This is a genomic window from Pengzhenrongella frigida (assembly GCF_004168625.1).
GTDB lineage: Bacteria > Actinomycetota > Actinomycetes > Actinomycetales > Cellulomonadaceae > Pengzhenrongella > Pengzhenrongella frigida.
Window position 1 is genome coordinate 1 of record NZ_SDWW01000056.1, and the last position, 23,615, is coordinate 23,615.

Genomic DNA, 23,615 nt, shown 5'->3' on the forward strand with positions numbered 1-23,615 from the left:
CTGACCCGCGACGACGAACTCGCCGACGCCTACCGCCAATGGCTTCAGGCCGCTTGACACCTATAGGAGCATCACGCACGCAGGCAGCGGTCGGAAGCGTTGTCCGGCACCGGTCGCAGGCCCACGCGGGCGCCGTCGTCGGGCGTGAGGGGAAGTCGCCGTCGGACCCGGTCGCAACCCACACGCACGCCGCCGTCGGGCGCGGCGTGCGATAGCCCCGTTGGCGCGGCGCGAGACAACCGCCGTCGGGCCCGGCGCGCGACAACCGCCGTCGCGCCCGAGCGCACCCCGCCATCGGGCCTCAACCCGACGCCGACGTCGCGGGGTCAGACGGCGCCGGGGAACCCCGTCTGGCGCCAGGCCTCGTAGACCGCGAGGGCCGCCGAGTTCGCGAGGTTGAGCGAGCGCCGGCCCGGGATCATCGGTATGACCAGCTGGTCGGTGATCCGCGGGTCGGCCAGCACCTCGGCGGGCAGGCCGGTTGGCTCGGGTCCGAACAGCAGGATGTCGCCGGGCTCGTAGACCACGTCCGTGAACCGTCGGGTGGCCTGCGTCGTGAAGGCGAAGACCCGCGCCGCCGGCATCGCTGCCAACGCAGCGTCGAGGTTGGCGTGCACGACGACGTGCGCCAGGTCGTGGTAGTCGAGCCCCGCCCGGCGCAGCTTCGGCTCGGACAGGTCGAAGCCGAGCGGCTCCACGAGGTGCAGCTCGGCGCCGGTCACCGCGGACAAGCGGATCGCACTGCCGGTGTTCTGGGGGATGCGGGGTTCGAAGAACATGATGCGGAGCACCCGACGATGGTCCCACCCGCGCGCGGGTGATCCCGCCGGGCGGGTGGCGCCCGGTGACCGGGCGATAGCGTCAGGGCATGCCATCCTGCGAGGTCGTCGTCGTCGGAGCCGGACTCGCCGGGCTCGCGTGCGCGCTGCGCCTGACCGCGGCCGGGGGTCGAGGCCGTCGTGCTCGAGCAGGCCGACGCCGTCGGTGGGCGCGTGCGGACGGACGTCATCGACGGGTTCCGGTGCGACCGCGGCTTCCAGCTGATCAGCCCCGCCTACCCCGAGGCCCGGCGCGCCCTCGACCTGCCCGCGTTGCGCCTGCAGCCGCTGCCGGGCGCCGTCGTGGTCGCATCGGGATCGGGTCCGCACGTGCTCGGCGACCCGCGACGCACCCCGGCCGGCCTGCTCGGCCGCGCACTGGTCGGCGACCTCACCGCGGTCGGTGGGCTGCGCGAGAAGGCCGCGTTCGGTCGGTGGGCGCTGCACAGCGCGGTCCGGAACCCGGCCGGCCTGCTCGCGGCGCCCGACGAGCCGTGGGGGGAGGCGTTCGACCGCCTCGGGCTCGACGCCGGGCTCCGGCACGCGGTGCTCGAGCCGTTCCTGGCCGGGGTCCTCGCCGAGTCCGACGGGTCGACCTCGCGGCGGTTCGTCGAGCTGCTCATCCGATCGTTCGTGCGCGGCCGGCCGTCGGTGCCCGCTGGTGGGATGCAGGCGATCGGCGACCAGCTCGCGGCTGCACTGCCCGCCGGTTCCGTCCGGTGCGACGTGCGGGTGGACGACGTCGGCTCGCCCGCCGGGGGTGCCATCCGTCAGGTCCGCACCACCGCGGGCGTGATCGGAGCCCGGGCGGTCGTCGTGGCGACGGACCCGACCTCGGCGGCGGCCTTCACCGGGCTGCCCGTGCCGCGGGTGCGCCCGCTGACGACGTTCTGGCACGTCAGCGCGGAGCCGCCGGCCACGCACGGCGCGCTGCACCTCGACGGTGACCACCGTGGTCCGGTCGTCAACACCGTCGTGCTGAGCAACGCCGCCCCCAGCTACTCGCCGGACCGCCGCGCACTGATCGCCACGACCATGCTCGGCCTGCCGTCCGGCGACCCAGACGACCCGCGCTCCGAGGCGGCCGTCCGGCGCCAGCTCGCGCAGATCTATGGGGTCGAGACCTCGCGCTGGGAGCTCGCCGCGACCCACGCCATCCCGCACGCGCTGACCGCGATGGACCCACCGTTGGACGTGCACCGACCGGTCGCGCTCGGCGACGGCCTGTTCGTCGCGGGGGACCACCGGGACTCGGCCTCGAGCCAGGGTGTGCTGGTCTCGGGCCGCCGGGCGGCCGACGCCGTCCTGGCGCACCTGGGGTGCGCGGTGCCGCCGCGGCCGGCGCTCGACGCGCTCGCCGGCACCCGGCGCTGACGCGCGCTCGCCGGCACCCGGCGCTGACGCGTTCGCCGCCGACTCGGCCCAGCCCGGCCCGGTCCGGGCCCGTGGTCCCGGGTCGCTACCGTGGACCCGCACAGCTCGCCCCCCGAGAGGACCCCCGCAGATGTCGATGCCCGCGTTCCAGCCCGCCGATGACCGGTACGCGTCGATGACCTACCGTCCCGCGGGGCGCAGCGGTCTGAACCTGCCGCAGCTGTCGCTCGGGATGTGGCACAACTTCGGCCATGCGAACCCGTTCGAGACCCAGCGCGCGGTGCTCCGCCGGGCGTTCGACCTCGGCATCACGCACTTCGACCTGGCCAACAACTACGGCCCGCCGTACGGTTCGGCCGAGGAGAACTTCGGTCGGCACCTGGCCGCCGACCTGCGTCCGTTCCGCGACGAGCTGGTGATCAGCTCGAAGGCCGGGTACGACATGTGGCCGGGACCGTACGGCGACGGCGGGTCGCGCAAGTACCTGCTCGCCTCGCTCGACCAGTCGCTCAAACGGATCGGCACCGACTACGTCGACATCTTCTACTCGCACCGCCCGGACCCGTCCGTGCCGATCGAGGAGACGATGGGCGCGCTCCACACCGCGGTCCAGCAGGGCAAGGCGCTCTATGCCGGCATCTCGAACTACTCGCCGGCCCAGACCCGCGAGGCCGCCCGCGTGCTCGGCGAGCTCGGCACACCGCTGCTGATCCACCAGCCGTCGTACTCGATGTTCAACCGGCACGTCGAGAAGCCCCGGCCCGCCGCCCCGGCCGGCCCGGATGCAAGCCCGGACGCGAGCGCGTCCGCCGGCGAGAGCCTGCTGGACACGGTCGGGAACCTCGGGATCGGGATGATCGTGTTCTCGCCGCTCTCGCAGGGCCTGCTGACCGGCAGGTACCTCGGCGGCCAGATCCCGGCGGGTTCGCGGGCCGCCGTCGGGCACTTCCTCAAGGCCGAGCGGATCGACGACACCTACCTCATGCGGGCGCGGGCGCTGAACGAGATCGCCGCCGGTCGCGGGCAGTCACTCGCGCAGCTCGCGCTGTCGTGGGTGCTCCGCGACCCGCGCGTGACGTCGGCGATCATCGGGGCGAGCAGCGTGGCCCAGCTCGAGGACAACGTCGCGGCGCTGGCGAGCGGCCCCCTCACCGCCGACGAGCTCGCCGCGATCGAGCCCTACGCCGTCGACGGCACGGCCCGGTAGCCCGGCGTCGGCCCGGGAGCGCTCCGGGCCGATCGGGCCTGGGTCGACAGGTCAGCCCAGGCCCTGGACGAAGGCGCTGACCAGGTCGTCGACGGGCGCCCCGAGATCGAGAACCGTCCCGCGCTCGTCGGCCTCGAGCGGCTCGAGCGTGCTCAGCTGGGACTCGATCAACGACGCCGGCATGAAGTGGCCGGGACGGTTGGCGACGCGCGCGGCCAGCACAGCCGGGTCCCCGGTCAGGTGCAAGAAGACGACGTCGGGCGCGGCCTGCCGCAAGACGTCGCGATAGCGCCGCCGCAACGCCGAGCAGCCGACGACGGCGCCGGAGTCGGCGTGCCCGGCCAGCCACGCGCCGACCGTCACGAGCCAGGGCGCCCGGTCGTCGTCGTCCAGGGGGTGACCCGAGGCCATCTTCGCGACCGACGCCTCGCTGTGGAACGAGTCGGCGTCCGCGCACGGGAGCCCGAGCCGGTCGGCCAGGGCCTGGCCGACGGTCGTCTTGCCGGACCCGGACACCCCCATCACCACGACGAGCGGTCCGTGGTCGGTCGGGTCGGTCGTCACTCGACGCTCGATTCGACCGGGATCGTGGCAGGCCCGAACGCCAGCTCCATGGCCTCCTGGGCCTCGTCGACGATCGCCCGCATCGCGAGCTCGGCCCCGATCGCGTCGCGGGAGGCCACGGCCGAGGCGACGTCGGCGTGCAGCCGGATGGCCGCGGGCTCCGGTTGCGCCGGCATCATGTCGTGGTGGGTCCGGCCGGTGAGCACCTCGCCGACCACGGACGCCAGGGCGGCGAACATGTCGTTCCCCGACGCCTCGAGCAGCGCGCAGTGGAACTCCTTGTCGAAGCCGAGGTACGCCTCGAGGTCACCGCGGCGACCGGTCACGGACATGCCGATGACCGCCGCCGTCAGTCGCCCGCACTGCTCGGGATCGGCGTGCGCGGCGGCGAGCGCGGCTGCGATGGGTTCGACGCCGTGGCGAAGCTCGCTCAGCGAACGGAGTTGACGCGCCCGGTCGGACCCGGCCAGGCGCCAGCGGATCAGCCGAGGGTCGAAGACGTTCCACTCGCTGCGTGGTCGCACCGTGACGCCGATCCGGCGGCGGGTGACGACCAGCTCGAGCGACTCGAGCACCTTGACGACGTCGCGGGCCACGGTCCGCGAGACGCCGTGCTGCAGGGCGATCTCGTCGATCTTCAGCACCGTACCGACGGCGAGCTCCCCCGAGACCAGGGCGGGCCCGAGCCGGGACAGCACCATCTCGTGGAGGCCGGTCAGCGTTTCGTGGTCGTCGTTGCTCACATCGACCATCCTGCCCCACCCGGCGGGGAGTGTCATACCAATTCCCGCCGTCGTTTGCTTTCGTAGCATGAATGCCGCAGGGTGAGCCAGCGGCCACCGCTGGCCCGATCCCCGTCCGGGGACCTCAGTGCCGAGGAGCACCCCATGAGAGCGATCGTCATCCACGGCAAGCAGGATGTGCGCGAGGACGAGGTCGCGACCCCGGTCCCGGGGCCCGACCAGGTGCGCGTGCGGATGGCCTACGCCGGCATCTGCGGCTCGGACCTGCACTACTACTTCGAGGGCGCGAACGGCGCGTTCGTCGTGCGCGAGCCCCTGGTCCCCGGCCACGAGGTGTCCGGGACCGTGGACCTCGACCCCGCCGGCACCTACCCGCCCGGCACCCCGGTGACCGTGCACCCGGCGACCTTCGGCCGCTGCGAGCCGGGCCTGGAGGCCCACCGCCACCTGTGGCCCGACGGCGCCTATCTCGGCAGCGCCTCGACCTGGCCGCACACCCAGGGCGGGATGAGCGAGTTCCTGCTCGTGGCCCGCGACGCGATCCGGGTGCTCCCGGCGACCCTGCCGCTGCGCCGGGCCGCGCTGGCCGAGCCGCTGGCCGTGGTGCTGCACGCGATCGCGATCGCCGGCGGCGTCGCGGGCAAGAAGGTCCTGGTGTCCGGGTCGGGCCCGATCGGGCTGCTCGCCGCGGCCGCGGCCCTGGCCCATGGCGCGGCCGAGGTCGTCTCGACCGACATGCTCGCCGGCCCGCTGCGCCGGGCCGCGGCCCTCGGGGTGCACCGCACGGTCCAGGTCGGCCAGGTCGGCGCGGACGAGCTGCCGACGGACTACTTCGACGTCGCCCTGGAGTGCTCGGGCGCGGCGCCGGCCATCAACGCCGCCATCGCCGCGGTCCGCCGCGCCGGGATCCTCACCCAGGTCGGCATGCTCGGCGCCGGGACCCACCCCATCGCGCTCGCCCCGCTGATCTCCAAGGAGATCCAGCTGCGCGGCAGCTTCCGGTTCAACGACGAGATCGACGAGGCCGTCCGGCTGCTCGACCAGCTCCCCTGGATCGAGCAGGTCATCACCCACGAGGTGCCTGCCGCCTCGGCCACCGAAGCCTTCGCGACCGCCAAGGACTCCGACCGCTCCGGCAAGGTCGTCGTCGCCCTGTGGCAGCCGGCGGTGACTGCCTGACAGCACCCGCCCCGACCCCTTCCGGGCGGTCCACCCTCGGCCTCACCGGCCCGTTCCCCTGCACGACCTTCCACCTGCACGACAAGAGATAGGGCAATGATGACCGATCTTCAGATGTCTTGGGTGCTGTCGACACCCGCGCTGCTCGGGGTCGCCGTCGCGGCGATCGGGCTGCTGCTCGTCCTGATCATGAAGCTCAAGGTGCACGCGTTCCTCGCGCTCATCATCGTGAGCCTGTTGACCGCTGTCGCCACGGGCATCCCGACGGCCAGCCTCATGCCGACGCTGCTCGCGGGCTTCGGCGGCACGCTCGCGAGCGTCGCCCTGCTCGTCGGCCTGGGCGCGATGCTCGGCCGGATGCTCGAGACGAGCGGTGGGGCGCAGGTCCTCACCGATGCGCTCATCCGCCGCTTCGGCGAGCGTCGCGCGCCGGCCGCGCTGGCGGTGGCCTCGCTGATGATGGGCTTCCCGATCTTCTTCGACGCCGGCCTCGTCGTGATGCTGCCGATCATCTTCGCGGTGGCCCGCCGCCTGGGCGGCTCGTTCCTGCTCTACGCGTTCCCCTCGGCCGTCGCCTTCTCGGTCATGCACATCTTCGTGCCGCCGCACCCCGGGCCCGTCGCGGCCACGGGTCTGCTGGGGGCCGACGTCGGCCTCGTGCTCATCTTCGGCCTCCTCGTCGCGCTGCCCACGTGGTACTTCGTCGGGCACCTGTTCGGGCGGTACGTCGGCCGCAAGTACGACATCCCGGTCCCGCTCATCCTGCGCGGGAGCACCGGGAACTACACCGAGTTCGCGTCGGCGCCGAAGGTCGGCACCATCCTCACGCTCCTGCTGCTGCCGCTCGGCCTGATCTTCCTCAACACCGGCCTCAACATGGCGGCGACCGCGGAGATCGTCTCGCTCGACGACACCTGGGTGCAGATCCTGCGCGCGCTCGGGGAGACGCCCGTCGCCCTGCTGATCACGGTGGTCGTCGGGATGATCCTGCTCGGCTGGCGCAAGGGCAAGTCCGCGAGCCTGACCGAGTCCGTCGTCGACAGCGCGCTCGGTCCGGTATCGGCCGTCATCCTCATCACCGGCGCGGGCGGCATGTTCGGTGGGGTGCTCCGCGCGAGCGGCATCGGCAACGCGATCGCCGAGTCCCTGGACGCCGTCGGCCTGCCGGTCGTGGTGGCCGGCTTCGTCATCGCGGCGGTCGTGCGGGTCGCCCAGGGTTCGGCGACCGTCGCCCTGACGACCGCGGCTGCGCTCATCTCGCCGGTCGTGCTGGACAACCCGGAGTTCAACCCGGTCCAGCTCGCCGCGATCGTGCTCTGCGTCGCGGCCGGCTCGGTGTTCGCCGGGCACGTCAACGACTCGGGGTTCTGGCTGGTGAGCCGGTTCTTCGAGATGGACACCAAGACCACGCTGAAGACCTGGACGGTCGGCCAGATGCTGGTCGGGATCGTGGGCTTCGTCTTCGCGCTCACCATCTACCTGGTGGCCGGCGCGTTCTGAGCACCGAACAACAGCTCTAACGACGGAGGGCGGCGGGGCCAACTGGCCCGGCCGCCCTCTGTCGTTGGTCTGTCGTTGGTCTCAGACGACCGTGGTCAGCTCGACGGGCTCGGCCGGCCGAGCCAGGTGGATGCGGGTGCGCCAGGTGAGCAGGGCCCCGCCGATCGCGGCGGAGGTCAGCGAGCCGATCAGGACCGCGGCCTTGACGTGCTCGCTGTGCGGGGACGTCTCGGCGAAGGAGAGCTCGCCGATGAGCAGCGAGACCGTGAAGCCGACGCCGGCCACGACCGAGACCGCGAACAGGTCGGGCCACCGCACGGACGGGTCCAGGTTCGCTCCGGTCAGCTTGACCAGCAGGAACGTGGCGATGAGGATCCCGATCGGCTTGCCCAGCACCAGGCCGAGCGCGACCCCCTGGGCGGCGGGGTCACCGGCGGTGCTGGCCAGGTCCTCCGGGCTCAGGGACACCCCGGCCGCGAACAGCGCGAACACCGGCACCGCCAGGCCGGCGGAGACCGGGCGCCACAGGTGCTCGAGGTGCTCGGCGATGCTCACGCTCTCACCGGCACGGGCCAGCGCGGGGACGGTGAAGCCGAGGATCACGCCGGCGATCGTGGCGTGCACCCCCGAGGCGTGCATGAACCCCCACGCAGCCACGGCGAGCGGGACCAGGATCCACGCGGTCATCCCGCGACGGCGCACGAGCACGGCGAACACGCCGATCGTCGCGAACGACGCGGCGAGCCAGGCGAACTGCAGGCCGTCGGCGTAGAAGACCGCGATGACCACGATGCCGAGCAGGTCGTCGACCACGGCCAGGGTCAGCAGGAACGCGCGCAGCGCCGTCGGCAGCCGCTTGCCGAACACGGTCAGCACGGCGACCGCGAACGCGATGTCGGTGGCGACCGGGACGGCCCAGCCGTCCATCGACCCACCGTCCGAGAAGGTGTTGATGAGCGCGTAGATCGCGGCGGGTGCGGCCATGCCGCCGACCGCGGCAAGGATCGGCACGATCGCGGTCGAGGGTCGGCGCAGCTGGCCGTCGACCATCTCGCGCTTGAGCTCCAGGCCGACGACGAAGAAGAAGATCGCGAGCAGCCCGTCGGTGGCCCACTGCGCGACGGACAGGTCCAGGTGCAGCGCCGACGGGCCGATCACGATGTCCCCGAGCGCGAGGTAGCTCGCGCTCCACGGCGAGTTGACCCACACCAGCGCCACCACCGCCCCCAGCAGCAGCAGGACCGCGCCGGTGTTCTCCGCCCGCAGGTCGTCCGCGAAGTTGCGCTCCCCGCCGGGGGTCAGACGGTTGTACAGGGTGGTCTTCGGGCGACTCGTCATGCGTTGTCCTCAGTCTGGGTGCGATTGGCGCCGGTACGGTGCAGGCCCTCGAGATAGGCCTGGACGACGGCGGTGTCCTGGTCTCCCAGGCCGACTGCCGTCAGGTCGGTGAACACGTGCCGGAGCACGTCGAGCAGCGGGGTTGCGGTGTCGGACCGCGCAGCTTCGGCCGTGGCGAAGGTCAGATCCTTCACCATGAACTTCGCCGGTCCGGACGGGCTGTGGTCATGGGCCACGAACCGGTGGGCCTTGACCTCGAGGATCCGGCTGCCGGCATACCCGCCGCCGAGCAGGTCGAGCATCGCCGCGACGTCCAGCCCGGCCCGCTCCGCGAGGACCGAGGCCTCGCCGAGAGCCAGCACGGTCGCGGCCACGATCAGCTGGTTGCACGCCTTGGCGATCTGGCCTGCGCCGAGCGGTCCCAGGTGCACCGGGTTGCCGAGCGGGCGCAGCACGCGGAGCGCGAGGGCGACGTCGTCGGCCGCGGCCCCCACCATCACCGACAGGGTGCCGGCGACCGCGCCCTCCTCGCCGCCGCTCACCGGGGCGTCGACGAGCCGGGCGAGGCCGCCGGTGCGCGTCCGCACGCGCGCGTCGAGCGCGCGCACGCCGTCGGGGGAGACGGTCGAGCTCACCACGATCAGGAGCGGTCGGACCACGCCGGCCAGCAGCCCGTCGAGTCCGTCGAGCACGGCCTCGACGTCGGGCAGGTCCGGGACCATGACGATCACGACGTCGACGCGGGCGGCGAGCTCACGGGCCGTGGCGTGCCACGTCGCCCCGGCCTGGACCAGGGGCTGCGCTGCTGCGGCTCGGCGGGCCGTGATGTGCAGCTCGAAGCCGGCGTGCAGCACGTGGCCGGCCATCGGGCGACCCATCGTCCCGAGACCGATGAAGCCGACGGGCACCGGATCGCGGGCGGCGTCAAGCATGCGCGGCAGGCGTCGTCGCGACGGTCCGCGACGCGGTCAGCGCGGCGAGCGCAGCGCGGGCGACGGCCAGGCGGGTGGGCACGTCGGCATCCTTCGGCCGGACCGAGACCTTGACCGCGAGGCGCGGGACGTCGCCGGCGGCGCGGAGCGTGGCGACGATCTGGTCCGGTCCCAGCAGCGAGCCCGACGAGAGGGCGAGCGCGAGGTCGTCGCCGCGTGGGGGGATGTGCGCATCGCCCCAGGCCGGACCCCACGGCGTCGCGGTGTCGCTCGCTCCCGAGAACACGAGCGCCCGGAGCAGCCCGGCCGCGGCGGCCGCCTGCACGTGGTCGACGGCGGTCCGCGCGTCGCGGCCCTCGATCGCCGAGCGTCCCCAGTTGATGCTGAGCCCGAGGCGTGCGACGCCGGCACCGTCGTCGCCCGCGTCGACCGCGCGGACGGCGGCGATCTCGTCCTCGAGGGACCAGAAGCCCTTCGAGGCAACCTGCCCGGCCACGTGAGCGTCGCAGTGCTCGACGAGCAGCTCGGCGCCCGCGAGGTCCCAGGTGAGGATCTCGGCGAGGGACCGGGTCAGCGCGTCCTGCGAGCCGGCTCCCGGCCCGGGTGCGCTGTGCACCTGGATGCCCACGACCCGTCGTCGGCCGTGCTGCTCCGCCAGCAGGAGCGCGAGGTCGCGTGCCCGGGCGACGTCGGCCAGGGCGCGGCCGCGCTCGGTCTCGTCGGTGGCGGCGAGGCCGTACCCGGGCGCCGAACCGAGGCGGCCCATCACGGTCGGGATGCACGTGACGAGCAGGTCCCACTCGGGTCGGACGTTCCGGGTGAACCAGGAGGGCTCGAGCACGGGCGCGCCAGGCAGGGGGAGCGGGAGCTCGAGGCCGCCGACGCCGAGGTCGGCGACACCGGCGTAGAAGGCCTCTTCGGCCGCTGGTTCCGCGGGCGCCATCGCGTAGGCGCCCAGCAGAAGGTCACAGGGGGCGGTCATGGATCCTCCGTCATCGCAGGTGTTCCGTGCCGGTTGAAGCCAGTTGACCGAACCGGACGTCATCGGTATGGTTCCGCACAACGGAACTTAGTTCCATCCAACGAACCAGCGCAAGACTACCCCGAGACGCAGACGTCCGGAGCAGGACCTTCCCGCACCACCAAGTGCTCACACGCGTGGGCCGACAAAGGAGTCACGACATGCGTCGTACCAAACTCGTCTCGATCACCGCCCTGATCGGAGCGTCCGTCCTCGCACTGACCGCCTGCAGCGCAGGCACCGGCTCCGCGACCGAGGCCACCGGCGGCGCGTCCAGCGCGGCCGTGGACAGCGGCCCGGCCGAGACCGTCTTCAAGCTCGCGTTCAACCAGCCCGAGACCCACCCGCAGTACCTCGCGCTCGACGCGATGGGGGACCGGCTCAAGGAGCGCACCGACGGTCGCTACGACATCGAGGTCTTCCCGAACGAGACCCTCGGCGCCCAGAAGGAGACCATCGAGCTGGTCCAGGCCGGCACGATCGAGATGGCCTTCGTCGCAGGCCCGCTGCTCGAGAACTTCAACCCCGACTTCGTCGTCTTCGACCTGCCGTTCACGTTCGACTCGCAGGACCACCAGCGCGCCACGACCAACGACCCCGAGATCTCCGGCGAGCTGTTCTCCTCGCTCGACGACCAGAACATCCACGTCGTCGGTGCCTTCCACGGTGGCATCCGCTCGGTCTACAGCTCGGAGGGCCCGATCAACACCCCCGCGGACCTCGCGGGCAAGAAGATCCGCGTCATCGAGTCCGAGACGAACCTCGAGATGATGAAGCTCATGGGTGGAACCGGCACCCCGATGGGCCAGGGCGAGGTCTACACCGCGATCCAGTCCGGTGTGCTCGACGGCGCCGAGAACAACGAGCTCATCTACTCGAACCTCAAGCACGCCGAGATCGCGCCGTTCTACAGCTACACGCGCCACCTGATGTTCCCGGACTACGTGATCATCAACCCGGCCGTCCTCGCTGCCCTGTCCGAGGACGACCAGGCCATCTTCGCCGAGGAGATCGCGATCGCGATCGAGGAAGAGGCTGAGCTCTGGAAGGTGCAGGTCGGTGCCGCGACCGAGGCCGCCGAGGCCGCGGGCGCCAAGTTCAACGAGGTCGACGCCGACGCGTTCGCCGAGGCCCTCGCCCCCCTGAACGACGCCAAGCTCACGAACGACTTCGTTCGCGACATCCACGCCAAGGTCCGCGCCGCGGCCGAGTGACCCGACGCCTACTCGAAGAGGTCTGACATGACCGCAGTCAAGAATGCGCTCGACCGCATGCTGACGTGGATGTGCGTGGTGCTGTTCGCGGCGCTCGTGCTCGACGTCGCATGGCAGGTCTTCGCGCGCCAGGTCCTCGACAGCCCCAGTGGCTGGTCCGAGGAGCTGGGCAAGTACCTGTTCATCTGGTTGGGCCTCTTCGGGTCGGCGCTGGTGTTCGGTGAGCGTGGCCACATCGCGGTCGACTTCGCGGTGCGCCGGCTCCCCGGAGCGCTCCAGCTCGCCGTCACGGTGGTCGTCCAGCTCTCCATCCTCGCGTTCACGGGCCTCGTGCTCGTGTGGGGCGGGTACCGCGTCACCGCGCTGGCCTGGGACCAGAACCTCACCGGCCTGCCCGTGAACGTCGGCAACCTGTACATGGCGCTGCCGCTCTCCGGCGTGCTGATCGTCCTCTACACGCTCTACCACCTGATCCGGATCCTCACCGGCGCCGAGCGCGCCGTGGATCTGGACGCCGAACCCGAGCTTCTCTAAGGAGGGCTGACCCATGGACCCCGCAGCACTCGCAGCACTGATCCTGGTCGTCGGCATCGCCGTCTTCCTTCTTCTCGGAGCCCCGATCAGCGTGGGCGTCGGCTTGTCCGCGACGCTCGCCATGTTCGTCATCCTCGGCGTCGAGAACGGCGTTCTCACGGCCGCCCAGCAGGTCTTCCGGGGGATCAACTCGTTCCCCCTGCTCGCCATCCCGTTCTTCGTCCTGGCCGGCGTGATCATGAACAACGGCGGGATAGCCCTGCGGCTCATCAACGCCGCCAAGGTCATGGTCGGCAAGATGCCCGGCTCGCTGGCGCAGACCAACGTGGCGGCCAACGCGCTCTTCGGTGCCGTCAGCGGCTCGGCCGTTGCCGCCGCCGCGGCGATCGGCTCCACGATGGGCCCGCTCCAGGCCAAGGAGGGCTACGACAAGCGCTTCGCGGCAGCAGTCAACATCGCCTCGGCGCCGTCGGGCATGCTCATCCCGCCGAGCAACCTGATGATCGTCTACTCCCTGGTGTCGAGCACCTCGGTCGCCGCACTGTTCGTGGCGGGGTACATCCCGGGCCTGCTGTGGGCCGCGACCTGCATGGTCATCGTGTACGTCTACGCACGCAAGCGCCGTGAGCTGCGGTTCACGGACAAGATCAGCATCGCGCAGGGGGCCAAGACCATTCTCATCGCGGTTCCGGCGCTGCTGCTCATCGTGGTGGTGATCGGCGGGATCCTCGCCGGCTACTTCACCCCGACCGAGGGCGCCTGCATCGCGGTGATCTACTCGCTGGTCCTGTCGTTCATCTACCGGTCCATCAAGGTCAAGCAGCTCCCGGGCATCCTCATGGACGCCACCCGCACCACCGCGGTCGTCATGTTCCTCATCGGAGTCTCGTCGATCATGGGCTTCGTCCTGTCGTTCGCCAAGATCCCCGCGATGGTCTCCGAGGCGATGTTCGGCATCTCCGACAACCCCGTGGTGCTGCTGCTGATGATCGCCGTCGTCCTGCTGATCGTCGGGTGCTTCATGGACCCGACGCCGGCGGTGCTGATCTTCACGCCGATCTTCCTGCCGATCGTGATGAGCTTCGGGATCGACCCGGTGCACTTCGGGATCATGATGGTGTTCAACCTCTGCATCGGCACCATCACGCCGCCCGTCGGGCCGGTCCTGTTCGTCGGGGCCAAGGTCGCCGGGGTCAGCATCGAGGACGTCTTCAGGCGTCTGCTGCCCTTCTTCGCGGCGCTCATCGTCATGCTCATGGTCGTGATCTTCACGCCGAGCCTGTCGCTGTGGTTGCCGACCACGATCGGGCTGATCGCGCCGTAGCACCGCGTGCCGGTCGGGTGCACGCAGGCGGGGATCCCGTGCGCACCCGGCTGGTGGCCGCCCGTAGCTCTGGGCGGCAGTCCCAGCAAGAGGTCCCACAAGGTCCCGCAAGGGCCGCGAATTGCGGTGCTAACTTGTTCCGTGTGTTGGAACTGAGTTCCATCCAGCAGTACTCGGATACACGTTGACGACCACGGTCCTCGACATCTGCGGGCCTCGAGCTCGCGCTGACAGCACGCTGGTTCGGCCGACGAAGGCCAGCCCGCGCACGCCAACCAGAATGGTGAGTTTTGTGACTGAGAACCTCGTCGAGACGCCCAGAGTCGGGCCAGACGCCGTCCTTCCCCCGGTCGACCGCAAGAACCTCCGCCGCGCTGCATGGGCCGGCGGGATCGGTACCGCGCTCGAGAACTTCGACTTCACGATCTACGGCACTGCGTCCGCGATCATCTTCGGCAAGATCTTCTTCCCGAACCTTGACCCGACGGTCGGAACCATCGCGTCCTTCGGCACGCTGTTCGTCGGCTTCGGTGCCCGCCCGCTCGGTGGCCTGTTCTTCTCGAAGTACGGCGACCGCCTCGGACGCAAGTTCGTCATGGTCGCCACGCTCTTCCTCATGGGCACGGCGACGTTCGCCGTCGGCCTCCTGCCCAGCTACGCCGCCGTCGGGCTCTGGGCGCCGATCCTGCTGCTCATGGTCCGGTTCCTGCAGGGCTTCGGCGCCGGCGCGGAGCAGGCCAGCGGGATCGTCCTGCTGACCGAGACCGCCCCCAAGGGTGAGCGCGGCAAGTACGCCTCGCTCGTGTTCGTCGGGGCCGCGGCTGGTGCCGCCATGGCCGCCGTCGTGTGGATCCTCGTCCAGCGCATGTCCGACGAGGCGCTCATGTCCTACGGCTGGCGCCTGGTCTTCTTCAGCTCGATCTTCGTCACCATCGCCGCCTGGGTCATCCGCCGCAAGGTGAAGGAGTCCCCGGTGTTCGAGGAGCTCAAGACCGAGGGTGCCATCGAGAAGGAGAAGTCCCCGGTCGCGGACGTCTGGAAGCACGGCAAGAAGCACCTCGCCCGGATCTTCTTCATGAACGTCGGCGCCAACGCGCACTCGTACATCTTCCAGGTCTTCGCCGGCGCGTACCTGATCAACGAGATCGACGTGGACCCCAAGTGGATCCCGAAGTTCCTGCTCATCGGTGCGGTGTGCGCGTGCTTCTCCGCCGTGGGCTTCGGCATCATGAGCGACAAGTTCGGTCGCCGCCGGATGTACCTGTTCACCACCGGGTTCCTCTTCCTCTTCGCGGCGCCCGCATTCCTGCTCATGACCACCGGCAACCTGGTGCTCATCTGCGTCGTCATCGTGATCGGCTTCATGGTCGCCTCGCAGGGCACGGTCGGTGTCCAGGCGGCGTACTTCCCGGAGCTGTTCGGGTCCCGTTACCGCTACGCCGGCGTGGCCCTCGGGCGCGAGTTCTCGTCCGTCTTCGGCGGCGGCCTCGCCCCCCTGATCTGCTCCGCGCTCGTGCAGTGGGCGACCGGATCCTGGTGGCCCGTCGCCATCTACATGATGGTGATGATGGCGATCACGTTCGGGACCACGCTCTTCGCCCCTGAGACGGTCGACCGCGACCTGCTCATCGAGGAAGACGCCGTCTAGCGCACGCACAACCCGTCCGTGCCGGGTGGAAGGTTCCCTTCGATTCCACCCGGCACGGTGCACCACCCGCAAGGCACGACCCGCAAGGCTCGACCCGCATCGACGAACGAAGAGGTCTCCCATGGAACAGCGTTACGCCACCAGCCCGGAGCACGTCCCCGGCATGGACACCGCGGAGCTGCGGCGTCGCTACCTCGTCCAGGACCTGTTCATCGACGACTCGGTCGGGGCGGTCTACACGCACCACGACCGGGTCGTGATGCTCGGCGCCAAGCCCGTGACCGGCCCGGTCGTGCTGGGGACCTTCCCGGAGATCCGCAGCGAGTTCTTCTTCGAGCACCGTGAGGGCGGCATCGTCAACGTCGGCGGTCGCGGCACGATCGCGGTCGACGGCACCACGTACGACGTCGGGCACGGTGCGTGCCTGTACATCGGCCGCGGCGCCAAGGACGTCACGTTCACCTCGTCGGACGCCGACGGCGAACAGGGCCCGGCCCGCTTCTACGTCGTCTCCGCACCGGCGCACACCGCCTACCCGACGACGTTCGTCGAGGCCGGCGCCGGAAACGTCCGCGAACTCGGCGACGCGCTGACCTCGAACCGTCGCACGCTCAACCAGTACATCCACGAGAATGGTGTGCGCAGCTGCCAGGTCGTGATGGGGGTCACCACGTTGCACCCTGGAAGCATGTGGAACACGATGCCCGCGCACACGCACGACCGCCGCATGGAGGCGTACCTGTACTTCGACCTGCCGGCGGACGCGCGCGTCATCCACCTCATGGGGGAGCCGACCGAGACGAGGCACCTCGTGGTCGGCAACGAGGAGGGCGTGATCTCCCCGAGCTGGTCGGTCCACTCCGGCGTCGGCTCGGCGAGCTACAGCTTCGTGTGGGCGATGGCAGGCGAGAACCAGTCGTTCGACGACATGGACGGCTTCGCCATCTCCACGATGCGCTGACCTACCCGCTCGCGACTGCGCGAGTCACCCGCGACAAGAGGTTGAGGACCATGGCCACCGAGACTGTCCAGCACTATTCCACCGCCGACGACGCCAGTGCTTCCGCCGGCGCCCGTGCGACGGCGAGTGCTGGTGCGAGCGAGAAGACGTTGCTCGTGCTCGAGGCTGCGTTGACCCACTCGCGGTTCACCGAGGTCGTCGAGGCGACCGGCCTGGCCAAGGCCACCACGCACCGGATCCTGGCAACGCTCGTCAACAGCCAGTTCGTCACGGTGGACGTCGACGGGAACTACCTGCCGGGACCGAAGATCCTCTCCCTCGCGGGCGCCGCGCTGCAGCGCATCGACATCTCGGCGATCGCTCGGCCGTTCGTCGACGAGCTCGTGGCGAAGTCGCACTGCACGATCCACCTCGGGGTCGTGAACGGGGACGAGATCATCTATCTGGTCCGCGCCGACTCCGACCGGCCGTACGTGATGCCGTCCCGGGTCGGGCTCTCGGTGCCGATGCACTCCACCGGCATCGGCAAGGTCGTGCTGGCGAGCAGGTCCGACGACGAGCTCGAGCGGTTCGTCGCCCGGGCCGGCTTGCCGGCGCTGACCAGGCACACCATCACCTCGATCGAGGGGCTGCGCGCGGAGATCGCCGCGGTGCGCAGCCATGGGTACGCGCTCGACCGCGAGGAGAACGTTCCGGGCCTCGGATGCGTCGCGGCCCCGGTGCGGGATCACACCGGCACGGTCAAGTACGGCATCAGCGTCTCGACCCTTCTGATCGAGCACACCATGGAGCAGATCGAGGCGATGTCGACGCTCGCCGTCGCGACTGCCGACCGCATCTCCGCAGCCCTCGGCTACCGGGCCTGATCCGGGAGCCATTCGTCGCACCACCTCCCAGCCACGCGCAGCCCCCACCTGCGCCGGGCCGACCAAGCACGCCAAGAAACAAAGGAGCACCACCATGACCGTTACCTCCACCCCCGCCAGCTACGTCGAGAGCCTGTTCAGCCTCGAAGGCAAGCTGGCCGTCGTCACCGGCGCGAGCCAGGGCATCGGCCTGGCCATCGCCGAGTCCCTGGCCAAGGCCGGCGCGGACATCATCGGCGTCAGCTTCGACATGCCGGAGGGCGACAGCGAGGTCCGCACGGTCGTCGAGGGCCTGGGTCGCAAGTTCGTCCCGATCTGCGCCGACTTCTCGGTCCGCTCCGAGGTCACCGCCCTCGCGGCCGACCTCGCCGCCCGCAACGTCGACATCCTCATCAACAACGGCGGGACCATCAAGCGGACCCCCGCGGCGTTCCACACCGACGAGGACTTCGACTACGTCATGGAGGTCAACCTCCGTTCGACCTTCGTCCTGTCCCGCGAGGTCGGCCGGTCGATGATGGAGAACGGCCACGGCAAGATCGTCAACACCGCCTCGCTGCTCAGCTTCCAGGGCGGCGTCAACGTCCCCGGCTACACCTCCTCGAAGTCGGCTGTCGCCGGCCTCACCAAGGCGCTCGCCAACGAGTGGGCCCCGAAGGGCGTCAACGTCAACGCCGTCGCCCCCGGATACGTCGCCACCGCCAACACGAAGGACCTGCGCGCGGACGCCGACCGCAGCCAGGCGATCCTCGAGCGCATCCCGGCCGGTCGCTGGTCCGAGGCGTCCGACGTCGCCGGCGCGGTCCTGTTCCTGTGCTCGCACGCCGCGGACTACATCCATGGCATCATCCTTCCCGTCGACGGTGGCTGGCTCGCGCGATGACCGCCGCCGTGACGACTGACGCTGTGACGAGCGGTGCCGCGATGCGCATCGTCATCACCGAGTGCGACCACGACTCGTTCGAGGCGGAGCACCTCATCACCGACCCGGTCGGTGCCGAGCTCGTCCTCACGCAGTCGTTCACGGCCGACGACCTGGTGGCCAACGCCGCCGGGGCCGACGGGCTCCTGGTCCAGTACGCGAAGATCACGGCCGAGATCATGGACGCCCTGCCCCGGCTGCGGGCCATCGGGCGGTACGGGGTGGGCGTCGACTCGGTCGACATCGCCGCCGCGACCGCCCGCGGCATCGCGGTGTGCAACGTGCCCGACTACGGCACCGAGTCGGTCTCCGACCACGCGATCGGCATGGCGCTCGCCGCAGCCCGGGGCATCCCACGGCTGGACCGGGGGATCCGGGCGGGGTCGTTCGACCTCGCGGCGGTCCGCCCGCTCTACCAGACTCGCGGTCGCGTGTTCGGCGTGATCGGGCTCGGCCTGATCGGCACGGCCACCGCGCACAAGGCCGCCGGGCTGGGCTTCGAGGTCATCGGGTTCGACACCGCGGCGGAGCCCGGTGCGGCGACGTTCCACGGCTTCACCTCGGTGTCCCTCGACGAGCTGCTCGAGCGTTCGCAGGTCGTCTCGCTGCACACCCCGTTGACCGAGGTCACCCGGGGCATGATCGGCGCCGACCAGCTGGCCCGGATGCGCACGGACGCGATCCTCGTCAACACCAGCCGGGGCGGTGTCGTCGACGGCGTCGCGCTGGTCGAGGCGCTGCGCACCGGGTCCATCCGCGGGGCGGCGATCGACGTCCACGAGACCGAGCCGCTCTCGGCCGGCGACCCGCTGACCGAGTTCGACTCGGTCGTGCTCACCCCGCACCTGGCCTGGTACACGGAGGAGTCCTACGACGAGCTCAAGCGCCGCACGGTCGCCAACATCGTCGACGTCTGCGCCGGACGCGCGCCGCGCAACATCGTCAACCCCGAGGTGCTCGGGACCCCCGGACGCAACAGCGGTTGCGCCCCGCTCGCCGGCTAGAAGGAGCCACAACAGATGACCACCATGAAGGCTGTGCGTTGGATCGCGACCGATGAGGTCGAGGTCGTCGACGCCGCGGTTCCCGAGGTGCCGCCGGGCTGGGCGCTGATCAAGATCGCGTACAACGGGATCTGCGGCACCGACCTGGGGATCTTGCACGGCAAGCACCCGCGCGCCGTGCACGGGCTCATCCCCGGGCACGAGATGTCCGGCTGGGTCGAGCGCGCCGGGGCCAGCGGTCCCGAGGTCGGGGCCCTCGTGGTGGTCGAGCCGCTGCTCAGCTGTGGCGAGTGCCGGTCCTGCAAGAACGATCTGGCCCACGTGTGCCGGAACCTCGGCCTGTACGGCATCGACACCCCCGGCGGCATGGCGCAGTACGTGGCGCTGCCGCCCGAGGTGCTGCACGCGGTACCGGCCGACGTCGACCCGCGCACGGCGACCCTCGCCGAGCCGCTCGCCGTCGCGGTGCACGCCGTCGAGCTGTCCGGCATGCAGGCCGGCGACGTCGTCGCGGTCTACGGCGCCGGTCCGATCGGCGTCCTCACCGCCCTGGTCGCCCGGCACGCCGGTGCGGCCGCCGTCGTGATCACCGAGCCGAGCCCGTGGCGCCGCGAGGTCGCCGCGCAGCTCGGGTTCACCGTCGTCGCGCCGGACTCCACCATGGCGGCGACGCTCGCGCCCCTGACCGACGGTGAGGGTGCGGACACCACGTTCGACTCCGCCGCCCACCCGTCCGTGGCGGCCGAGCTCGCCGCGACCACCCGCGTGCGGGGCCGGATCGTCGTCGTCGGCGTCTACAAGCAGCCCACCGCGATCGACCTGCAGGCCGTGTGCTTCAAGGAGCAGACCGTCGTCGGCGTGCGGGTCTACACCTCCGCGAACGTGACCCGCGCGATCGAGCTGATCGCGACCGGTGTGCTCGGCCTGGAGCGGTTCCCGACCAGGTCGTTCGCGCTCACCGACGTCGCTGCGGCCTTCGAGGCCGCGACGTCCGGCCAGGACTGCCTCAAGGTCCTGGTCACCCCTCTGGCTGGAAAGGCCGACGCATGAGCACCCCGTTCGATCTCACAGGCAAGACCGCCGTCGTCACCGGTGGGGGCCGCGGCCTCGGCCTCGGGATCTCGACCGCGCTGCTCGAGGCGGGCGCCGACATCATCGTCTTCGGCCGCACCGGTGTGCCGGCCGAGCTGACCGACCGGGCCGCCGCCCTGGGCCGCCGGTCCGACTTCGTCGAGCTCGACCTCGCCGACCGCGACGCGATCGCCGTGGCGGCCGCGCAGGTGCTCCTCGAGCGCCGCGTCGACATCCTGGTGAACAACGCCGGCACCCAGGACCGCTACCCGGCGGTCGACTTCCCGCTCGAGGCGTGGGACCGCGTGCTGGACATCAACCTGCGCGCGGTGTTCCAGCTCTGCCAGCTGTTCGGGCGCCCGATGCTCGAGCGCGGCGAGGGCAAGATCGTCAACCTCGCCTCGCTCCTCAGCTTCCAGGGCGGCCTGACCGTGCCGGCCTACGCCGCCAGCAAGGGCGCCGTCGCGCAGCTGACCAAGGCGCTGTGCAACGAGTGGTCCAGCAAGGGCGTGAACGTCAACGCGATCGCCCCCGGCTACATGGCGACCGAGATGAACTCCGCGCTCCTCGCCGACCCGGACCGGCTCGCGTCGCTCTCGGCCCGCATCCCGGCCGGCCGCTGGGGCCAGCCGGAGGACATCGGCAACGTCGCGGTGTTCCTCGCCTCGGCCGCGTCCGGCTACGTGCACGGCCAGGTCCTCGCGGTCGACGGCGGCTGGATGGCCCGCTGACGCACGTCGAGGCGGCCGCCGGCCGTCCGCTCGCCCCCCGCACCAGTCCCGAACTCGCTTTCCCCTACTGAATTGGAACTCCCATGGACGTCCTGTCAGCCCTGAGTGCCGCCCGCCTCGTTCCCGTCGTCGTGCTCGACGACGCCGCCGACGCCGATGCCCTGGCCGGTGCGTTGGTCGCCGGTGGGCTGCCGGTGGCCGAGGTGACCTTCCGGACCGCCGCCGCGCAGGACTCGATCCGTGCGATGGCCGCCCGTGGGGACATCCTGGTGGGTGCCGGCACGATCCTGACCGCCGCGCAGGTCGACCAGGCCGTCGCGGCCGGCGCCAGCTACATCGTCTCGCCCGGCCTGTCCCGCGCAGTGGTCGAGCGCTGCCAGGAGCTCGGCGTGCTCGCGCTGCCCGGTGCGATCACCGCCACCGAGATCCAGGCCGCCCTCGAGCTGGGCCTGACCACGGTGAAGTTCTTCCCGGCGGGCACCTCCGGCGGTGCGCCGGCGATCAAGGCGCTGTCGGCCCCGTTCGTCGGGCTGAAGTTCGTCCCGACCGGTGGTGTCGGACCGAAGAACCTCGGCGACTACCTGTCCATCAGTGCGGTCGCCGCGGTCGGTGGCTCGTGGATGTGCCCGCGCGACCTGGTCACCGCGGGCGACTTCGCCGGGATCACGGCGCTCACGGCCGAGGCCGTCGCGCTGGCTGCCTCGCTGCGTCCCTGACCTCTGCGTCCCTGACCCCTCCTCCGGGCCGGCAGCGCGCCGCCCCGACCGCCGGATCCCGCCACACCCGGCCCCGTTGACCCCGCTGACCTAACGAAGGACCTGTGTGATGGCTGACCTGCGTATCCGACCCGCTTCCGAGTGCCGCTTCGACGTGGTGTCCCTGGGCGAGGTGATGCTGCGGATGGACCCCGGTGAGGGGCGCATCCGCACCGCCCGGTCGTTCACGGTGTGGGAGGGCGGCGGTGAGTACAACGTGGCCCGTGGCCTGCGCCGGGCGTTCGGCCTGCGCGGGGCGATCGTGACCGCGCTGGCGGACAACGAGATCGGGCGCCTGGTGGAGGACTGCATCCTGACCGGGGGCCTGGACACCTCGTTCATCCAGTGGGTCCCGTACGACGGGATCGGGCGCGGGGTGCGCAACGGGCTGAACTTCACCGAGCGTGGCTTCGGGGTGCGCGGCGCGGTCGGGGTCTCCGACCGGGGGAACACCGCGGTGTCCCAGATGAAGCCCGGGGACGTGGACTGGGACCACCTGTTCGGTGAGCTGGGTGTGCGGTGGCTGCACACCGGTGGGATCTTCGCGGCCCTGTCGGAGTCCGCGGCGGACACCGTGATCGAGGCGGTCACCGCGGCGAAGAAGTACGGCACCGTGGTGTCCTACGACCTGAACTACCGCCCGTCCCTGTGGAAGGCGATCGGCGGGCAGGCCAAGGCGCAGGAGGTCAACCGGGCCATCGCCCCGTTCATCGACGTGATGATCGGCAACGAGGAGGACTTCACCGCCTCCCTCGGCTTCGAGGTCGAGGGTGTGGATGAGAACCTGTCCGCGCTGCAGGTCGACAAGTTCGCCGCGATGATCGCCACCGCCGCGGCGGCGTACCCGAACTTCCAGGTCATCGGCACCACGATGCGCACGGTGCGGTCGGCGTCGATCAACGACTGGGGCGCGATCGCCTGGTCGCCGGCGACCGGCGTCGTGCAGGCCACCCACCGCGAACGCCTGGAGATCATGGACCGCGTGGGCGGCGGCGACTCGTTCGCGTCCGGCCTGATCTACGGCCTGCTCGACGGCCAGCCGCTGGCCACCGCGGTCGAGTACGGCGCCGCCCACGGCGCGCTGGCGATGACCACCCCCGGCGACACCACCATGGTCACCAAGGCCGAGGTCCTCAAGCTCGCCGGCGGCGGCGGCGCCCGCGTCGACCGCTAGGCCGGACTCCCTCCCACCAGGACCCGCCCGCCGAGTGGCCCGAACCCGCCCGTCCAATCCCTGTTGGACGGGCGGGTTCCGGCCACTCGGCGGGCATCGCTGTACCGGCCTCTTGGGGCTGGGCCCCCTGGGGCCGGACAGGCCGGTGGCCCCGCCTTGTGAGCGGGGCCACCGGGTCTGTCAGGTCGAGCTACGTGCGCGTCAGCGCACGTCGTCGTCGATCCAGTCGAAGGTCCGCGTGACGGCCTTCTTCCAGAGCCGGTACTGACGGGCACGCTCGTCCTCGTCCATCGACGGGGTCCAGCGCTTGTCCTCGGCCCAGTTGTTGATGACGTCCTGCTCACCGGACCAGAAGCCGACGGCGATGCCCGCGGCGTAGGCGGCACCGAGGGCGGTCGTCTCGGCGACCTTCGGGCGGATCACCGGGACGCCGAGGATGTCGGCCTGGAACTGCATGAGGGTCTCGTTGCCCACCATGCCGCCGTCGACCTTGAGCTCGGTCAGGTCCACGCCGGAGTCGGCGTTCATGGCGTCGAGCACCTCGCGCGTCTGGAAGGCGGTGGCCTCCAGGACGGCGCGGGCGATGTGGCCCTTGTTCACGTACCGGGTCAGGCCCACGAGCGCACCGCGTGCGTCCGCGCGCCAGTACGGCGCGAACAGGCCCGAGAACGCCGGCACGAAGTACGCGCCACCGTTGTCCTCCACCGTCGCCGCGAGCTGCTCGATCTCGGCCGC

The 23,615-nt window shown here is 71.0% G+C and carries 23 protein-coding genes; 16 read left to right on the forward strand and 7 right to left on the reverse strand.

Annotated elements, in window-relative coordinates:
• Positions 1-326: 326 nt before the first annotated feature.
• Positions 327-791 carry a tRNA (cytidine(34)-2'-O)-methyltransferase gene (locus EUA98_RS17235; RefSeq protein WP_207219129.1) on the reverse strand — a complete coding sequence of 155 codons (465 nt, stop codon included), beginning with the start codon at positions 789-791 and terminating at the stop codon, positions 327-329.
• Between the two features lie 168 nt (positions 792-959).
• Between EUA98_RS17235 and EUA98_RS17240 the strand changes: the two genes are divergently transcribed.
• Both EUA98_RS17240 and EUA98_RS17245 read left to right on the forward strand, forming a co-directional pair.
• Positions 960-2,192, forward strand: a complete 1,233-nt coding sequence (locus tag EUA98_RS17240; protein ID WP_130103936.1) for an FAD-dependent oxidoreductase — start codon at positions 960-962, stop codon at positions 2,190-2,192.
• Positions 2,193-2,328: 136 nt separating this feature from the next.
• Positions 2,329-3,399 (forward strand): aldo/keto reductase, encoded by a 1,071-nt coding sequence (locus EUA98_RS17245; RefSeq protein ID WP_434063505.1) that lies wholly within the window; start codon positions 2,329-2,331, stop codon positions 3,397-3,399.
• Positions 3,400-3,450: 51 nt separating this feature from the next.
• Here EUA98_RS17245 and EUA98_RS17250 read toward each other — a convergent pair whose 3' ends face one another.
• Positions 3,451-3,963 (reverse strand): gluconokinase, encoded by a 513-nt coding sequence (locus EUA98_RS17250; RefSeq protein ID WP_242511656.1) that lies wholly within the window; start codon positions 3,961-3,963, stop codon positions 3,451-3,453.
• Positions 3,960-4,706: a FadR/GntR family transcriptional regulator gene (locus tag EUA98_RS17255; protein ID WP_242511658.1), complete on the reverse strand. Its 747-nt coding sequence runs from the start codon at positions 4,704-4,706 to the stop codon at positions 3,960-3,962. Before EUA98_RS17255 ends, EUA98_RS17250 begins: the two co-directional genes overlap by 4 nt.
• 144 nt (positions 4,707-4,850) lie before the next feature.
• Between EUA98_RS17255 and EUA98_RS17260 the strand changes: the two genes are divergently transcribed.
• Together EUA98_RS17260 and EUA98_RS17265 are read left to right on the forward strand one after the other, a co-directional pair.
• A complete protein-coding gene (locus EUA98_RS17260) occupies positions 4,851-5,885 on the forward strand; it encodes a zinc-binding dehydrogenase (RefSeq protein ID WP_130103938.1) in 1,035 nt (344 codons plus the stop codon).
• A 96-nt stretch (positions 5,886-5,981) separates the two neighbouring features.
• Positions 5,982-7,385 (forward strand): GntP family permease, encoded by a 1,404-nt coding sequence (locus EUA98_RS17265; RefSeq protein WP_130103939.1) that lies wholly within the window; start codon positions 5,982-5,984, stop codon positions 7,383-7,385.
• An 81-nt stretch (positions 7,386-7,466) separates the two neighbouring features.
• On the opposite strand, the gene nhaA is transcribed toward EUA98_RS17265, so the two are convergent.
• From nhaA to EUA98_RS17280, 3 genes are read right to left on the reverse strand one after another with little or no spacing between them, the layout of a single operon-like run.
• A complete protein-coding gene (gene nhaA, locus EUA98_RS17270; RefSeq protein WP_130103940.1) occupies positions 7,467-8,723 on the reverse strand; it encodes a Na+/H+ antiporter NhaA in 1,257 nt (418 codons plus the stop codon).
• Complete coding sequence (locus EUA98_RS17275; protein WP_130103941.1) at positions 8,720-9,655, reverse strand: NAD(P)-dependent oxidoreductase; 936 nt, start codon at positions 9,653-9,655, stop codon at positions 8,720-8,722. The genes nhaA and EUA98_RS17275 overlap by 4 nt, the downstream gene beginning before the upstream one ends.
• The gene (locus tag EUA98_RS17280) at positions 9,648-10,637 is read right to left on the reverse strand and encodes a DUF4862 family protein (protein ID WP_130103942.1); all 990 of its coding nucleotides are present in this window, start codon (positions 10,635-10,637) and stop codon (positions 9,648-9,650) included. Before EUA98_RS17280 ends, EUA98_RS17275 begins: the two co-directional genes overlap by 8 nt.
• A gap of 200 nt (positions 10,638-10,837) precedes the next feature.
• On the opposite strand from EUA98_RS17280, the gene EUA98_RS17285 reads away from it, so the two are divergent.
• The 12 genes from EUA98_RS17285 to EUA98_RS17340 all read left to right on the forward strand — a co-directional run bounded on the left by EUA98_RS17285 (position 10,838) and on the right by EUA98_RS17340 (position 22,880).
• Positions 10,838-11,890 carry a TRAP transporter substrate-binding protein gene (locus EUA98_RS17285; protein ID WP_130103943.1) on the forward strand — a complete coding sequence of 351 codons (1,053 nt, stop codon included), beginning with the start codon at positions 10,838-10,840 and terminating at the stop codon, positions 11,888-11,890.
• A 27-nt stretch (positions 11,891-11,917) separates the two neighbouring features.
• The gene (locus tag EUA98_RS17290; protein ID WP_130103944.1) at positions 11,918-12,424 is read left to right on the forward strand and encodes a TRAP transporter small permease; all 507 of its coding nucleotides are present in this window, start codon (positions 11,918-11,920) and stop codon (positions 12,422-12,424) included.
• Positions 12,425-12,437: 13 nt separating this feature from the next.
• The gene (locus EUA98_RS17295; RefSeq protein ID WP_130103945.1) at positions 12,438-13,748 is read left to right on the forward strand and encodes a TRAP transporter large permease; all 1,311 of its coding nucleotides are present in this window, start codon (positions 12,438-12,440) and stop codon (positions 13,746-13,748) included.
• Between the two features lie 292 nt (positions 13,749-14,040).
• Positions 14,041-15,396: an MFS transporter gene (locus tag EUA98_RS17300; RefSeq protein ID WP_207219130.1), complete on the forward strand. Its 1,356-nt coding sequence runs from the start codon at positions 14,041-14,043 to the stop codon at positions 15,394-15,396.
• Between the two features lie 121 nt (positions 15,397-15,517).
• The gene (gene kduI / locus EUA98_RS17305) at positions 15,518-16,357 is read left to right on the forward strand and encodes a 5-dehydro-4-deoxy-D-glucuronate isomerase (RefSeq protein ID WP_130103947.1); all 840 of its coding nucleotides are present in this window, start codon (positions 15,518-15,520) and stop codon (positions 16,355-16,357) included.
• 50 nt (positions 16,358-16,407) lie between these two features.
• Positions 16,408-17,223 (forward strand): IclR family transcriptional regulator, encoded by an 816-nt coding sequence (locus tag EUA98_RS17310; protein WP_130103948.1) that lies wholly within the window; start codon positions 16,408-16,410, stop codon positions 17,221-17,223.
• A gap of 94 nt (positions 17,224-17,317) precedes the next feature.
• Positions 17,318-18,106, forward strand: coding sequence for an SDR family oxidoreductase (locus EUA98_RS17315; RefSeq protein ID WP_130103949.1), 789 nt, complete (start codon positions 17,318-17,320; stop codon positions 18,104-18,106).
• 8 nt (positions 18,107-18,114) lie between these two features.
• Complete coding sequence (locus EUA98_RS17320) at positions 18,115-19,149, forward strand: C-terminal binding protein (protein ID WP_242511660.1); 1,035 nt, start codon at positions 18,115-18,117, stop codon at positions 19,147-19,149.
• A 15-nt stretch (positions 19,150-19,164) separates the two neighbouring features.
• Positions 19,165-20,199 carry a zinc-dependent alcohol dehydrogenase gene (locus EUA98_RS17325; protein ID WP_130103950.1) on the forward strand — a complete coding sequence of 345 codons (1,035 nt, stop codon included), beginning with the start codon at positions 19,165-19,167 and terminating at the stop codon, positions 20,197-20,199.
• Complete coding sequence (locus tag EUA98_RS17330) at positions 20,196-20,951, forward strand: SDR family oxidoreductase (protein ID WP_130103951.1); 756 nt, start codon at positions 20,196-20,198, stop codon at positions 20,949-20,951. The genes EUA98_RS17325 and EUA98_RS17330 overlap by 4 nt, the downstream gene beginning before the upstream one ends.
• Before the next feature lie 83 nt (positions 20,952-21,034).
• Entirely contained in the window at positions 21,035-21,667 is a 633-nt protein-coding gene (eda, locus tag EUA98_RS17335) for a bifunctional 4-hydroxy-2-oxoglutarate aldolase/2-dehydro-3-deoxy-phosphogluconate aldolase (protein ID WP_130103952.1), read from the forward strand.
• A gap of 109 nt (positions 21,668-21,776) precedes the next feature.
• Entirely contained in the window at positions 21,777-22,880 is a 1,104-nt protein-coding gene (locus EUA98_RS17340) for a sugar kinase (RefSeq protein ID WP_130103953.1), read from the forward strand.
• Between the two features lie 201 nt (positions 22,881-23,081).
• On the opposite strand, the gene EUA98_RS17345 is transcribed toward EUA98_RS17340, so the two are convergent.
• Positions 23,082-23,615, reverse strand: a 534-nt coding sequence (locus EUA98_RS17345) for an FGGY-family carbohydrate kinase (protein WP_242511662.1), incomplete at its 5' end; no start/stop codon positions are given.